This is a genomic window from Pseudoalteromonas sp. SCSIO 43210, assembly GCF_054133285.1.
Genome location: NZ_CP087225.1, coordinates 3,310,773 through 3,325,041, shown reverse-complemented (window position 1 = coordinate 3,325,041; position 14,269 = coordinate 3,310,773). Strand labels below are relative to the sequence as shown.

At 36.3% G+C, this 14,269-nt stretch carries 18 protein-coding genes and 2 pseudogenes; 16 read left to right on the top strand and 4 right to left on the bottom strand.

Annotated elements, in window-relative coordinates:
* Positions 1–447: 447 nt before the first annotated feature.
* Positions 448–1,893: an exodeoxyribonuclease I gene (gene sbcB, locus LOS73_RS14280; protein ID WP_457933879.1), complete on the bottom strand. Its 1,446-nt coding sequence runs from the start codon at positions 1,891–1,893 to the stop codon at positions 448–450.
* A gap of 219 nt (positions 1,894–2,112) precedes the next feature.
* On the opposite strand from sbcB, the gene LOS73_RS14275 reads away from it, so the two are divergent.
* From LOS73_RS14275 to LOS73_RS14245, 7 genes are all read left to right on the top strand, one after another.
* Positions 2,113–2,613, top strand: a complete 501-nt coding sequence (locus LOS73_RS14275; RefSeq protein WP_457934969.1) for a tyrosine-type recombinase/integrase — start codon at positions 2,113–2,115, stop codon at positions 2,611–2,613.
* Between the two features lie 127 nt (positions 2,614–2,740).
* On the top strand, positions 2,741–2,917 hold the full coding sequence (locus LOS73_RS14270; RefSeq protein ID WP_158001136.1) for a hypothetical protein: 177 nt from the start codon (positions 2,741–2,743) through the stop codon (positions 2,915–2,917).
* 143 nt (positions 2,918–3,060) lie between these two features.
* On the top strand, positions 3,061–3,450 hold the full coding sequence (locus LOS73_RS14265) for an acetyltransferase (RefSeq protein WP_200888052.1): 390 nt from the start codon (positions 3,061–3,063) through the stop codon (positions 3,448–3,450).
* A gap of 25 nt (positions 3,451–3,475) precedes the next feature.
* A complete protein-coding gene (locus tag LOS73_RS14260) occupies positions 3,476–3,634 on the top strand; it encodes a hypothetical protein (protein ID WP_158649128.1) in 159 nt (52 codons plus the stop codon).
* A 68-nt stretch (positions 3,635–3,702) separates the two neighbouring features.
* Positions 3,703–4,251 (top strand): hypothetical protein, encoded by a 549-nt coding sequence (locus LOS73_RS14255; protein ID WP_457933878.1) that lies wholly within the window; start codon positions 3,703–3,705, stop codon positions 4,249–4,251.
* 71 nt (positions 4,252–4,322) lie between these two features.
* Positions 4,323–4,634, top strand: coding sequence for a hypothetical protein (locus LOS73_RS14250; RefSeq protein WP_457933877.1), 312 nt, complete (start codon positions 4,323–4,325; stop codon positions 4,632–4,634).
* Positions 4,635–4,660: 26 nt separating this feature from the next.
* On the top strand, positions 4,661–4,894 hold the full coding sequence (locus tag LOS73_RS14245) for a hypothetical protein (RefSeq protein ID WP_457933876.1): 234 nt from the start codon (positions 4,661–4,663) through the stop codon (positions 4,892–4,894).
* 40 nt (positions 4,895–4,934) lie between these two features.
* On the opposite strand, the gene LOS73_RS14240 is transcribed toward LOS73_RS14245, so the two are convergent.
* Positions 4,935–5,495 carry a hypothetical protein gene (locus LOS73_RS14240; RefSeq protein WP_200888051.1) on the bottom strand — a complete coding sequence of 187 codons (561 nt, stop codon included), beginning with the start codon at positions 5,493–5,495 and terminating at the stop codon, positions 4,935–4,937.
* Positions 5,496–5,635: 140 nt separating this feature from the next.
* Between LOS73_RS14240 and LOS73_RS14235 the strand changes: the two genes are divergently transcribed.
* Both LOS73_RS14235 and LOS73_RS14230 read left to right on the top strand, forming a co-directional pair.
* Positions 5,636–6,043 carry a hypothetical protein gene (locus LOS73_RS14235; RefSeq protein ID WP_039037856.1) on the top strand — a complete coding sequence of 136 codons (408 nt, stop codon included), beginning with the start codon at positions 5,636–5,638 and terminating at the stop codon, positions 6,041–6,043.
* Positions 6,040–7,335: a DUF6575 domain-containing protein gene (locus LOS73_RS14230; protein WP_457933875.1), complete on the top strand. Its 1,296-nt coding sequence runs from the start codon at positions 6,040–6,042 to the stop codon at positions 7,333–7,335. Before LOS73_RS14235 ends, LOS73_RS14230 begins: the two co-directional genes overlap by 4 nt.
* Positions 7,336–7,404: 69 nt before the next feature.
* Here LOS73_RS14230 and LOS73_RS14225 read toward each other — a convergent pair.
* Positions 7,405–7,648 (bottom strand): annotated as a pseudogene (locus LOS73_RS14225) (S24 family peptidase); the annotation flags it as partial.
* Between the two features lie 147 nt (positions 7,649–7,795).
* Here LOS73_RS14225 and LOS73_RS14220 point away from each other — a divergent pair.
* From LOS73_RS14220 to LOS73_RS14200, 5 genes are all read left to right on the top strand, one after another.
* On the top strand, positions 7,796–8,608 hold the full coding sequence (locus LOS73_RS14220) for an alpha/beta fold hydrolase (RefSeq protein WP_457933874.1): 813 nt from the start codon (positions 7,796–7,798) through the stop codon (positions 8,606–8,608).
* 348 nt (positions 8,609–8,956) lie between these two features.
* Positions 8,957–9,361: a hypothetical protein gene (locus LOS73_RS14215; RefSeq protein WP_457933873.1), complete on the top strand. Its 405-nt coding sequence runs from the start codon at positions 8,957–8,959 to the stop codon at positions 9,359–9,361.
* Positions 9,362–9,520: 159 nt separating this feature from the next.
* Entirely contained in the window at positions 9,521–9,688 is a 168-nt protein-coding gene (locus LOS73_RS14210) for a hypothetical protein (RefSeq protein ID WP_457933872.1), read from the top strand.
* A complete protein-coding gene (locus LOS73_RS14205; RefSeq protein ID WP_457933871.1) occupies positions 9,676–10,770 on the top strand; it encodes a cation:proton antiporter in 1,095 nt (364 codons plus the stop codon). The genes LOS73_RS14210 and LOS73_RS14205 overlap by 13 nt, the downstream gene beginning before the upstream one ends.
* Before the next feature lie 468 nt (positions 10,771–11,238).
* The gene (locus LOS73_RS14200; RefSeq protein WP_457933870.1) at positions 11,239–11,646 is read left to right on the top strand and encodes a hypothetical protein; all 408 of its coding nucleotides are present in this window, start codon (positions 11,239–11,241) and stop codon (positions 11,644–11,646) included.
* A gap of 383 nt (positions 11,647–12,029) precedes the next feature.
* On the opposite strand, the gene LOS73_RS14195 is transcribed toward LOS73_RS14200, so the two are convergent.
* Positions 12,030–12,653 (bottom strand): hypothetical protein, encoded by a 624-nt coding sequence (locus LOS73_RS14195; RefSeq protein ID WP_457933869.1) that lies wholly within the window; start codon positions 12,651–12,653, stop codon positions 12,030–12,032.
* A gap of 122 nt (positions 12,654–12,775) precedes the next feature.
* Here LOS73_RS14195 and LOS73_RS14190 point away from each other — a divergent pair.
* Positions 12,776–13,156, top strand: a pseudogene (locus tag LOS73_RS14190) (alpha/beta fold hydrolase); the annotation flags it as partial.
* Between the two features lie 348 nt (positions 13,157–13,504).
* Entirely contained in the window at positions 13,505–13,912 is a 408-nt protein-coding gene (locus LOS73_RS14185; RefSeq protein WP_457933868.1) for a hypothetical protein, read from the top strand.
* The last annotated feature ends 357 nt before the right edge of the window (positions 13,913–14,269 follow it).

The window sequence follows — 14,269 nt, the reverse complement described above, 5'->3', positions numbered from 1 at the left end:
ATAAAAACGGAGTTTTTAAAATGGTAAAGATATTAAAAGCTGCGCTTTTCACGTGAGCAAGCTCGACGTCTACCGCCAAAGTGCAGCTGTGAGTTTTACTTGTAGACGCAAAGCTTGCTTGCGTATAAAAACGGAATTTTTAAAATGGCGAAGATATTAAAAGCTGCACTTTTCACGTGAGCAAGCTCAACGTCTACCTCAAAATGTAGATATGAGTTTACTTGTAGACGCAAAGCTTGCTTGCGTATAAAAACACAGTTTGTAAAATGATAAAGACATTAAAAGCTGCGCTTTTCACGTGAGCAAGCTCAACGTCTACCTCAAAATGTAGATATGAGTTTACTTGTAGACGCAAAGCTTGCTTGCGTATAAAAACACAGTTAGTAAAATGATAAAGACATTAAAAGCTGCGCTTTTCACGTGAGTAAGCTCAACGTCTACACCGAATTACATGCTTTGTGCGTAGTTATACAACGCCTTTAAAATTGTAAGATTTTTTTCACTGTCGTCATGTTCATGCGCTAGGTTTTCAAGGGTTATCATAAAGTCTTGCGCGTTAATCGACGGTTGATCTTCCCCGTGCATTAACTTGTTTTGGCAATATTGGCGCCATTGGTCAAGCTCTTGCTGGTTTAGCGTTTCTGGCCAGTTACGGGCGCGGTATCTAAACAACAAGGTATTAAACTTTTTATCTTCAAAGTCTAAATTCAAACCGGCTAATTCATCTGGTTTAGCATCACGAATAATCGCAAACTTAGCTTTATCGGCATGGCTTGTAAACCCATCGTAAAGTAAGTAGTCAGCGTTAGTGGTTGCGCTGTAATCGCCTTTTTCGTTAAACACTTCGGTTACTTTATCGCGAAGGTCGGTATTGGCTTTTAAAATAGCTAAATTAGCGAGGCACTGCTCGCGGTCAATCCCAAGGCGAGCGGCATTTTCAGGCAATAATGTTTTAGCGGGGGCTAAAATAGGGCACTTGTTTAAATGCACCAGCTTTAAACCAACAGGTAAATCGCCCTCGGCTAAATCTACACGTTTGGTGTATAAACGTTTGCGTAATTCTTCTACGTTTAAATCAATGAGTACTTGCGGGTTTTGAGTTAAATCAAAACAAATAACCGCGTTTTTATTAACCGGATGAAAGCTCATTGGTGCAACCCAGCTGGTACAGCCTTGCGTTGCAGGTATGCGCGATGAGGTATGCACCAGCGGCGTCATGTTAAATACATCAACCAACTCAGCAAGCGCTTTTTTACCACGCAAACCAAAAAAGAAGTTATACAGCTTTGGTTGTTTTTCTTTTATTAATTTAGCCAGTGCAATAGTGGCGGTTACATCACTTAGCGCATCGTGCGCTGCGGCGTGTTCAATACCATTGGCTACGGTTAAATGCTCTAGCTTAAAGCTTGGGCTGCCGTCTTCTTTTAACGGCCATTCAATGCCTTCAGGGCGCAGCGCGTAACAAGCACGTACTAAATCAATAATATCCCATCGGCTATTATTGTTTTTATATTCGCGCTCGTATGGGTCGTAAAAGTTACGATAAAAGCTATAACGACTTACTTCGTCATCAAACCGAATACTGTTATAACCGGCAACACAGGTGTTTGGCACACTAAATTCGGCATGAATTTTTGCTATAAATTCCGCTTCAACCAAGCCTTTTTTCATCGCTACTTGTGTTGTAATACCCGTAATTAAACACGCCTCAGGGTGAGGCAAGTAATCCGCTTGCGGCTTACAATATTCAATAAGTGGCTCGCCAATAATATTTAAATCAAGATCGGTACGAATACCCGCAAACTGGCTCGGCTTATCCTTTTGAGGGCTTGCCCCCCAAGTCTCGTAGTCGTGCCAATAGATTGTTGCTTGATTTTGCTCTTGATATGCCATGCTGAAAACCCTGAGTAGTTAACTTAAAAACGGCTAAATGCGCGCCAAGTTACTAAAATAATGAATTATTTAGATTATGGCATATGGGCGAGGGAGTTTATAGGTTTGGGTGAGAAATGATGTGTTAGTTGGGTTTATTTAGAGTGAAATTGAGGTTTGATAATTAATCGAAAGATCTAAAGCCACCGCAGTATGAAATATGCCTAAAGTTAATTTTATATAACAAAGACACGGCAATCCGAGGTTCGTTTAGCTAAGTGGGAACATTTCGATTTTGAAAACAATATTTGGACCGTACCACCAGAAAACTCGAAAACAAATAAAGCTATTCGCAGGCCAATTACAGCGAAGATGAAAAAAATACTAGACACACTCGCAATGGTTTATGGGCGAAAAGGTTACCTAATACCAGGTGGTAATCCACACAAACCAATGACCACCCACAGTATTAATCGCTATTGCTGTCGGATGTGGGATCACTTGTTTGAAAAATATAAAATGCCCAAGTTTCTACCGCACGATTCCCGCCGTTCACTATCAACATTGCTCAGCGAAAATGGTGTAGCGCCGCATGTAACCGAAAAAATGTTAGGCCATACAATGCGTGGTGTAATGGCGGTATATAATAAACACGATTGGATAAAAGAGCAGACCACAGGGTATGAGCTTTATTGTGTATTAATAGAAAATGCGCTTAAAGCTGAATTATATAGTAAATGATGTCCTACAAGACATGAATACACACGTAGATACATAAAAGTTGACATAGCCGTCAATAGGTTTAAAATTCATTGTAGGATTATTTTTTATAATAACCTAATGATACAACGGCATTAAGGAGCTTATTATGGCTACCACGTCATTTGAAAAAAACTTTGTAGTAACCGATCAAAGAGCTATTCAAGCGTTCAGAGAAAACTGCAAAAAAGCCCATAAAGTTACAACAAATAATCGTAACCATGAGGCGGATAGAGTAAAAGGAATTGCGTTATTAAGACAACGGTTGTCCAGCTCTCAGAGCTAATAAAGGAGTTTGATGCACCCCAACTACATCAACTCCTTTCTAGTTTTTGTAGTACAAAAAACACAGATGTTGAAGCATTCCTAACCGATACAAATAAAGCTATTCGCCTAGAAAATGCGTCTAAATCACGAACCTATTTAATATTGGATGATGGTAGCGGCCAAATACTTGCCTATTTTTCACTGTCGATCAAAGAAGTCTCCCTAAATCAAAATAACGAAACTAAAATAAGTAAAGGTCTGCGGAAAAAGCTTGACGGAATTTGTAAAAATAGTGAACGTGTAAACGCCTACCTTATAGGCCAGATAGGTAAAAATGATTCAGTAGCAAATAATCAAATAAACTTATCGTATATTCTCGAAGAAGCCTACACAATAATAGACAAAGCAAACCAGCTTGTGGGTGGCCGAGTAATAATACTAGAATGCGAAAAAGCTGAAAGATTAGTCGCGCTATATCAAAAAAATGGGTTTAATATTCTTATAGACAACCCCGCAGAGCGTCTTATAACAATGTATATTTGTGTTAGGTAGAGTAAATAATACAGAAGATGAATCCATGAAAAACACATCACAATTTTTGCGTTTATTAGATGAAGATATAAAAGCGGGGAATGTTAAAAAAATATCTAGCTCAGTATTTAATAGAATAAGCGCTATTAAGCAAAAGGCGCATTTAGCCAGAACCGAACAAGATGACTGCAAGCCCGTTAATTAACGGGTTTTTTAATATCTATAACTTTATTGGAATCGTTTTTCTATTTTTTAATTAATAAAGGATTAAACATGGATACAACGCTTATTACGACTATTTGTAGTGTATTTATTGCTACTTGTGCTCTTATAGTTTCACTACAACAAACAAGATTGGCTAGAGAGCACAACAAGCTTTCAGTGAAGCCTTTGCTCTCAGATATTATGCACCGAGGTTTTATTGAAAAAGAATTTACCTACGATATTAAAAATAATGGCCTAGGGAGTGCAGTAATAACATCTTTTCAATTGATTTGGGATGAAGAGGAAATAACAAGTTCGAAGTTATTTGAAAAAATACGGCAGTCTCTATCAGTTACTGATGAGTTTGGATTAGGTCAATTTGGTGAAAACAGTACTTTAGCTAAAGATGAAGTAAAAAAGCTAGTTTATATCAAAGTTAGACAAGATGTATCAAATGATAATGCTTCTGAGAGATACACCGCTATTCATGATGACTTACTTGCCAACTTAAGAGTTCATATAAATTATCAGTCAATGTATGGTGATAACCTCTTCTTTGAAACAAATACAAGCACAATTCAAGATGAATTAAAGCTGTTAACTAAAGATGGTAATTAAATATCTACGCTTAACTGATATGATTTTTTTGAGCTATGCTTAGTTTTTATTTTAACTAAAGAGTAAGAGCTATGTCTGTAAAGGTAAATATGGGTGGATTAAAAAAGCTAGCGAAAAATATAGAAAATTTAGACGGTAAGCAGTTAACCATGGCAGATACAATTAATGACAGCTTTGTATCTAGCTGCTCATCTTTTAATAGCTTTGATGAGCTATTAGGAGCAAGCCCATTTGATGCTTCAACAGCAAAAGAGTTCGAGGCGATAGCCGATGATGAGTGGGGTGCATATATAGCTAACAATACAAATTTTAGTTCATGGGAAGAAATGAAAGGAAGTGCATTGCGTCTATATATAAAAAATCAAGTAGGTAAAGGGCTTTAAAGCTAACTATTAGCTAAGGTGAAATTATGACTGATTTGAAAGGTGAAATGATTGAATACTTATTAGGTTTAAATAAAGAAACTTATACGATTAGTGATTTTGATGGTCGATATAATAATGAGGATCAAGATTTCATCTATGCGTTTAACAGCCTTGTTGATGAAAGAAAGTTTACTTCTATTCATGACCGAAACTTAAAAGTAACATTTTCAGCTGACGGAAAGCCGAATATCACAGCCCATCAATTTATAATACATTAAATCATGAAGCCCACAAAAAAGTGGGCTAACGCTTAAATATCTACTTTTCTTTATTTCCTGAGTTTAATAAATCTTGAGATAAGTTTTCTAACTTTTTTACAAAAATATCCCAGTTGTATCCCGCTACACCACCAATTGTTACATACCCTAAAGTGGCTCTAACAGGGTCTGACTCATTTGCAATATCGCCAGTTAAAACGAGCAACCCGCTTTGGACTATTGCAAATACAAGGCAACCTACTAGAGTTGCGAGTAATGGTGCAAGAAAATATCCCCAAATATGTTTAGAGTTAAATGAGCAATTAATGGCGTAATGTCTATGGAATGACGTAATACTCAAAATAGCGCTGCCTAACAACGCACCTACTATTGTAAAAAATAAAAAAGGAACTTGAGCTGGTACTTTAAAACCTTCATCTAAATGCCAAAGGTTTAAAATTGATGAAAAGCCTGTTAGCCAACCATCTACCAGCAACCAAATAGCGAATAGAGAATACGCCAGAGTGTAAAGAGGAACTAACCAAATTTCTTTGCCTATTTCTTCATTGTTGTTACTTTGGTTAGGTATTATATCGTTGTTAATTTGCTCTGGTTCAGCCATACACTTCTCATTTGATTGCTATTTCGGTTATGAGGATACATAATAATTACTATAAATTATAGTTGGCTACATTATTAGCATTGAATTTATTTAATCTCACTTGTCTAAAAATGTGCATCGGAAGCAATAAAGAATAAAAAATGAGTCAAACAAATTTAAACTACTCTTGGCCTGCTGACTTTCCAGAAGACATTCCCGAAAGTTGCGAACCAATTCCGGCTGAAGGTTTTGTATACCGTTTAGTACGTACAATTCCACCTACAGAGGTGGATTTTCAAAAACATAGAGATGAAAAGCCAGATTACGCTTATTTAACAAAAGATCTGCCTTTATCTTATGGAATGTCTTTTTTTACTACATTATCTAAATTAAAGCGCAAAACAGGTAATTACCCCGCACCAGAGCAGTACGAAAGTTGGCAGATGGTCTGTGGTGAGCTGGTTCCTGAGCTGGGAGTTATTAAAGAAAAGTCAGGACATGTTACTTTGTGGGCTCAAGATGGAGCTAAGCCCCACATATACATTAAGGAAGAGGTTATAGAAGCATGAAGACTTTACCAAATGATACCTTCTTAGGTCGGCTTACAATTTTTGAAATATATGATGAGTTTTATGGTCCTAAGTGCTTTTCTGTAAAAGATGAACTTCAGCAATTGTATCTTGTATATTGGAGTGGCGATTATGATAACGGAAGATGCTCAAAATGGGTTTACATGCCTGTATCAAAGAAAATTTTAGATGAATTACTACGCGAAGAATATACATTTAAAGAAGCTTATAAAAAATCTAAACGTCTAATGCTTATCTCAACCTATGCCAGTGAAGATAAAAAAACAGATATCATTCATTTGAATGACGAAAATTTGAGTTTAGCAAACTTACCTCCAGATGATTTTGCAATTTACGCGGATGAAATTCAGTCAATCGATCCTGAGGCTCAGTGGGATTTTAATTTAAGAATCGCTAAGCATAAGAATGGGAAAGGCTCACCTTCCGATAATGCAGTAACGAAAGTACTAGACGCTTTTGGTGAGATTATTCGAAGCTTAATGAAGGATGCTAAAAATAGAAAGCCTTCACTTTTCCCTTTAACCGCAGGGTATAGCTCATTTGATGTGAAGTTAGGTTCGAGTAACCAAGAGCGAGCAGCAGTAGCAATTGAGCTACTAGAAACTCTTTTAGCAGATGAAAATGAATTGGAAAATAGATTAGCAGAATATGAAATTGATCCTTATAGATTAAAAAACTTACTCGATATTGTTAGCTTAAATAAATTAAACTTAACTCTAAAATCGAAAACTTCAGATACTCTTAAAAAGCCAATTTTGATAAATTCTGCAGGGCTAAAGCCAATATTAGATAAACTTGAAAAAAGTACAGCTAGAATAATAGACTCAAATAAAGTACCACAAGCAAATTATCTAGACAGAGTTGTTATCATTGTTAAGCACAGAATAGATGGTGGAGAACTGAAAGAAAAATTTATTGATGGTATTAGTTCTCAAAGGCAGGTTGATTACCATACCCATGCTGCGAAATGTTTAGGTCTATTGAATAAAGATAATACTCCGACAACTATGGGTCGTGTATTAGCTCAGAAGTGCAGTAAAGAAGCGGAATACCAGTTTTTAGCTGATAGGGTAGAGTCAAGTGATTTTGGCTTTGCTTGGATGCAATGGGCAGGAGTAAAATCAATTTCTGAACTTGACCCAGACTCATCAAAAGAATTTGTTGAGAAGTGCGTTAAGGGCTTAGAGCGAACAAGTATAGATAGGCGTGCGAGTAGTCTTAAAACTTGGATAAAAGTTCTTAAACCGCATCGACGTGAATACTCTCAATAGAAGAATATTGAATTCTAAATTATTAAGCCCGCACCTAGCGGGCTTTTTTGTGCCTGTAATTTAGTAAAACTAAAGCGACTTACCTGTAAATATAACTTTTCCAACCAACGTGCAATTACCATTGATTGGTATTAATTGCTCTGGCCAGTTGGGGTTGGCGGCTTTTAAGAATTTGTGGCCACCTTCGATTATGAGCTGCTTAAAAGTGGCTTGATTGTCGTCTAGGCGGGCTACTACGTATGAACCGTGGATGCATTTCCGCTTCAGGGTCTACAAAAATCAAATCACCTTCATCAAACTTTGGCTTCAGACTCATATTTTTAACAAAAGGTCAGAGTACAGAAACTAACACAGCCAAGCAGCACATAATTAAATTCAATTGTACCTAATGTTACTAGAATCTACACATAAAAGTATTTAGTATTGAAGATAATTATTAATAATGAAAGCCTTTATAACAATGAAATCATTAATAAAAGTTATTATTTATTGCTCAATTTTCATCTCACATAGTGCTTTAGCTGAACTGACTAAAGTTCAAGTAAATGGCTTTGACGTTGAATACGAGCTAGCGGGTAAAGGTAAACATACTATTTTACTTGAAGCGGGCGGCTCTGCTGGTTTAAGAGATTGGGAACCGGTTTTTGAATCACTTACCAAGTACGCTAAAGTTATACGGTATTCTCGTATTGGTAATGGCGGCTCTGCACAAATAAAGAAAAACTATAGCTCAGAAGAGTATGCAGCAGAGGCTTTATTATTACTCAAAACACTTAAAGTAGAAGAGCCTGTTGTATATGTTGCGCATTCTTATGGTGCTTATATTTCGCGTGTATTTGCTGCAACATACCCTAATCATATTAAAGCACTAATGCTAATTGAGCCTGGATCAGAGCACGATGTAGATATTATGCGCGCGATTGATTTGCCTCGCGCTGAAAAAGAAATTGCAGCAATAAAGCTGGATGATATGAAAAATGGCATGTCGAATCAGTATTTAGATTTTTGGTCAAAACGTCCACTGCCTGATTATCCACAAATTGCTGATATACCAGTGACTGTTATAGCCTCAGTTAAAAAGTATAAAAAGCCATCTGTATTATTTTTTACCGACAAAGCGCGTGAAATGTGGGGCGACTTACATTCAAAGTGGGCTAATGCATTTCCTCAAGGTGAAATAGTAATAACAAATAAAAGCTATCACTACCCACAAAGTGATGAGCCAGAAATGGTTGTAGCCCAAGTAGTTAAGTTACTTGAACGTACTAAATAAGGTGTTGGTTTGGTTGCTGATTGTATAAATACCAATTGCCGTAAATTAGTAGTTTGGCATTAGACTAAAGTCTATAGATTAGATTTATTCACTTATTAGGTTTGTTTTAATCGTTTGTCGTTTTTGTGTTAACTCTCTAAAGTTCAGTTGTCGGCAACAAGCACGGCTAACTAATACCAATTTTATTAAAACATGATCATTTTAGCGAATTAAATAACTCACTAACTGCGTTAAAAATTACTTATATAGAACGACTATATTTTATAATTTTTGCCTTGTTATTAAGCTATTTTCTTGACGCTAAAAAAGCTCACTAATTTAAACAATTGGCATAACAGGACTACGACCATGAAAACACTTATCAAAACTATCGCTCTTAGCTCACTACTTACATGTTCAGCTGCTGCAATGGCTGAGCAAAGTGATTACAAATTAATGGTTATTGAAACTGCAACAGCGCCACAGCCACTTGAGCAATCATTTAACAGCTGTGCACTGAATGTTAAGTCAAAAAATTATGCAGAAGCTGAAACAATTTGTACACAAGCAATCGCGCTTTTAAAAGACGCAGATGGCCCTAAATTTAAAGTACGCCAACTTACATCGTTTGCATTAAGCAATCGTGGTGTTGCACGTTTAAAAGCGAACAACGACACTGCTGGCCTTGCTGATTTATACGAAGCAAACCAAATGTCTACAAGTACAATGGTATCGCACAACTTAACTCGCGCTAAAGAAGATCTTTCATTATAAGATTTATTAATAAAGTGCTTACTAAAGCATGATATAAAATAGCGACAGTACAAAAAAGCCATGTTAGGTTTACTCCTAACATGGCTTTTTTGCGTTTTAACAACACAAGTTTACGGACTTACTAAATAATAACTAATTTAATATTACGGATTAATAAAAATGGAACTTACAAGCAGCTTAACCATATTTGAAATTGGCGCGATATTTTTATCAATTACGGCGTTACTCACCTATGTGAATCATCGCTTTATTGGCTTGCCAACAACCATTGGTGTAATGGTTATTTCGATGGTGGTTTCTATTGCGGCTATATTTTGGGCTTTTTAGGGTTTGATGATCTTATAGATTACGAAGTGAGCTTGCTCGATCAGTTAGATTTTACTGAAGTTTTGCTTGATGGCATGCTCTCTATGCTGCTTTTTGCTGGGGCGCTGCACGTAAATGTTAGCGATTTAAGGCGCTATAAATTGCCAATAGGCATTTTAGCCTGTGTTGGTACGTTGTTATCTACAGTTATTATTGCTGGCGCGCTTTATTTAGTACTTCCTTTGCTTGGTTTTGATTTAGCGTTTATTTGGTGTTTACTGTTTGGTGCATTAATTTCGCCAACCGATCCTATTGCGGTAATGGGAATTTTACAATCTGCGGGTGCGCCTAAAAGTATTGAAACCGTGATTGCGGGTGAGTCGTTATTTAACGATGGTATTGGCGTGGTTATTTTTGTGCTTTTATTGGGTGTTTTATCAAGTGGTGATATTCCTACAACCTATTATGTAGCGCACACGCTGGCGGTTGAAGCCGGTGGCGGTATTGTTTTTGGTTTGGTATTAGGTGGTATTTTATATTACTTACTTAAAAGTATTGATAGTTACCAAGAAGAAGTACTACTTACTTTAGCAGGCGTTATTGGTGGTTATGCACTTGCAAGCCATTGGCATTTGTCGGGCCCACTTGCAATGGTAATGATGGGGTTAATGGTGGGTAATCATGGTCGTAGTATGGCTATGAGCGACAAAACACGCCATTACGTTGATTTGTTTTGGGAGCTAATTGACGAAATTTTAAATGCCATTTTATTTGTACTCATAGGGCTTGAAGTCGTCATGATTGCATTTTCGAGTAATTTATTTATTGCTGGTGGGTTAACAATTTTAATCGCCTTACTCGCACGTTTAATCGTTGTGGGTATAACAACCACTACATTTAATAAGCAATTAGAGTTGCCATCAGGTGCGTGGAAAGTTTTAACCTGGGGTGGCTTGCGTGGTGGTATTTCGGTTGCACTGGTATTGCAGTTACCTGATGGGAACGAGCGCGATATTTTATTAGCTCTCACTTATGCGGTTGTGGTGTTTTCTATTTTAATTCAGGGTTTGAGTATTGGTAAAGTAGCCAAAACTATCCGTTAAATATAATTTTTTAAAAGCGTGTGAAATAGCTGTATTTCACACGCTTTTTATTTCCTCTTATAAAAACAAAAAGGGAAGTGTGTGTTTCAAAACAGTTAATTCATTAATGATGAAAAGTTACTAGAGTCGAAATTATAAATACATGACTTAGTATTGCATGTGATCAAATGTATAAATTTTTTTGATTGTTATTCAATTACGCTAAGGCAAGATGCTTAAAATAAAACGGACCAAATAAAAGCATAAATAATTATATACGTTCTAAAACGCAAGATAGCTATTTCAGACACAAGGGTTGGTGCGTAAGCTACTTAAATATATAGAAAAATGCTAACCGTATTAGACTAAGGTCTATAGGTTAATTTTCTTCACTTATTAGGTTTGTTTTAATCGTTTGTCGTTTTTGTGGTAATTCACTAAAGTTCAGTTGTCGGCAACAAGCACGGCTTAACCAACAGGACTACGACCATGAAACTTACACTTATCAAAACTATCGCTCTTAGCTCACTACTTACATGTTCAGCTGCTGCAGTAGCTGATGCAAGTGATTACAAATTAATGGTTATTGAAACTGCAACAGCGCCACAGCCACTTGAGCAATCATTTAACAGCTGTGCACTGAATGTTAAGTCAAAAAATTATGCGCAAGCTGAAGCAATTTGTACTAAAGCAATCGCGCTTTTAAAAGACGCAGATGGCCCTAGATTTAAAGTTCGTCAACTTACGTCATTCGCATTAAGCAACCGTGGTGTTGCACGTTTAAAAGCACATAATGACACTGCTGCACTTGCTGACTTGTACGAAGCATCAAAATTATCTAACAGCACAATGGTATCGCACAACTTATCTCGTGCTAAAGAAGAATTATCTCTATAAGGTCTTTTTATAAAGTGCTTATTAAAAGCATGATATAGATAGCGAGAGTAAAAGAGCCCATATTAGGTTAGCGCCTAATATGGGCTTTTTTGTGTTTTTTGGGTTTATCGTACGAGATTGAATGATGCCTAAGTTAGAGTGGTTATATAATGAATGTGCTAGATAAATCAGATTATACAGAAGATTGCTGGTTTATAAGATAGGATAAACTATATTCACGAAGGTAGAAAATAATGAGAAGCCCCACAAAACCCGTGATGATTTATGAACAGTGGGTACAATTTTTTGAAACCATATTGGAAAATATTAAAATTACGTAAAGCCTGACTTAAGCTCAGGCTTTACGTGTCAGTAATGACCAGAGAAAACGTTAAATACAATAATTAAAAATTACCTTCACATAAGATGAGTTGGCCTCCGCGAGAGCATGTTTGCATCATAGGCGGGTAAACTGTAGTTGATGTTTCTGTTACATTGCCATCGTTATCAGTTACTTTTAATTTAACTTCAGAGGCTGATGTAATATCAACATGACTTTTGGTTGTACTTTGGCCATTTACCCATTTCTCTACTTTTTGAACCTCGCCATCTCTATCGCTAAACGTAAATTGAGCAACTATAACCCCTGCAGCATAATATGTGGTATCTGTTCTGCTATCGTAACTTTCTTCTACATAATGTCGGTTGATACTTGCTTTTGGAGTATATTGACAGGATTCATTTGATATTGTTTCGTATGCAGAATTAGGCAAGTTACTACTACAACGGTAGTTTTTCCATGAACCATTATCATATTTGTCCTGAATTATTGTATACCATTGGCTATAACTTTTAGAAACATATTCACTCAAAAAATCACCATCAAATGTACTACAACTTGCTAATCCGTAATAGTATTCTAATTGATTTGTTGTTGTTTCACATTTTACTTTTTTATCACCAGCAGCAGATGCCAAAAATGGCAATGCGAACAATAAAGACATAGTTGTTGAAGTTAAAAATTTCATAGTTACGTACCTGTATAAAAAACAAGCCTTAATGTTATCGGGTTGTTTGTTTTTTGTAAAGTAGGTGGCGCATTAATTTGAGGCTAAATTTTTAACTATATTAAATCGACTTTTGCATATAAGAGCACGATGTAGTTATTATGCGCTCGATTGATTTACCAAGCGCTTAAAAAGAAATTGCTGCCATAAAGCTCGACGATATGAAAAATGGAATGCGGAATCAGTATTTAGATTTTTGGGCAAACGTCCACTGCCTGATTATCCACAAATTGCTGACATACCCGTGACAGTAATTGCTTCAGTTAAAAAGTATAAAAAGCCATCTGTATTATTTTTTACCGACAAAGCTCGGGAAATATGGGGGGGACTTACATTCAAAGTGGGCTAATGCATTTCCTCAAGGTGAAATAGTAATAACAAACAAAAGCTATCACTACCCACAAAGTGATGAGCCAGAAATGGTTGTTAGCCAAGTGGTTAAGTTACTTGAACGCACTAAATAAAGTGTTGGTCTGGTTGCTGATTGTATAAATACCAATTGCCGTAAATTAATAATTTAGCATTAGACTAAAGTTTATAGATTAGATTTATTCACTTATTAGGTTTGTTTTAATCGTTTGTCGTTTTTGTGGTAATTCACTAAAGTTCAGTTGTCGGCAACAAGCACGGCTAACTAATACCAATTTTATTAAAACATGATCATTTTAGCGAATTAAATAACTCACTAACTGCGTTAAAAATTAATTATATAGAACGACTATATTTCATAATTTTTGCCTTGTTATTAAGCTATTTTCTTGAGGCTAAAAACGCTCACTAATTTAAACAATTGGCATAACAGGACTACGACCATGAAACTTACACTTATCAAAACTATCGCTCTTAGCTCACTACTTACATGTTCAGCTGCTGCAGTAGCTGATGCAAGTGATTACAAATTAATGGTTATTGAAACTGCGACAGCGCCACAGCCACTTGAGCAATCATTTAACAACTGCGCACTGAATGTTAAGTCAAAAAATTATGCGCAAGCTGAAGCAATTTGTACTAAAGCAATCGCGCTTTTAAAAGACGCAGATGGCCCTAGATTTAAAGTACGTCAACTTACGTCATTCGCATTAAGCAACCGTGGTGTTGCACGTTTAAAAGCGCATAATGACACTGCTGCACTTGCTGATTTATACGAAGCATCAAAATTATCTAACAGCACAATGGTATCGCACAACTTATCTCGTGCTAAAGAAGAGCTTGCTCTTTAATAATAACTTTATAGCCATTGATGGGCTGTTACGTTTTCGAGAATAACAAAACCCCACGTTAGGTAGTACTTAATGTGGGGTTTTGCATTTAAAACACATTCGTTTACAAAAACCACCTACTATGTAAACCTTCTAACTTTAGGTACGTATAGCCTGAATTAGAAAGTAACAGCTCCTTCTCGTTGTGCTTAATTAATCTGAACTCTGGATAATAAATCTATCTCGAGCAGCTATTTTCAGCGCTAACTGCGTTTAATTTACTTGCAATAGGCCAGCTATTGACGCGTAAATTCGTCTTGTTTCCACTGAAAATTTCTGGCTAGAGAAAATAAACTTAAATATCATTATAATTCAACG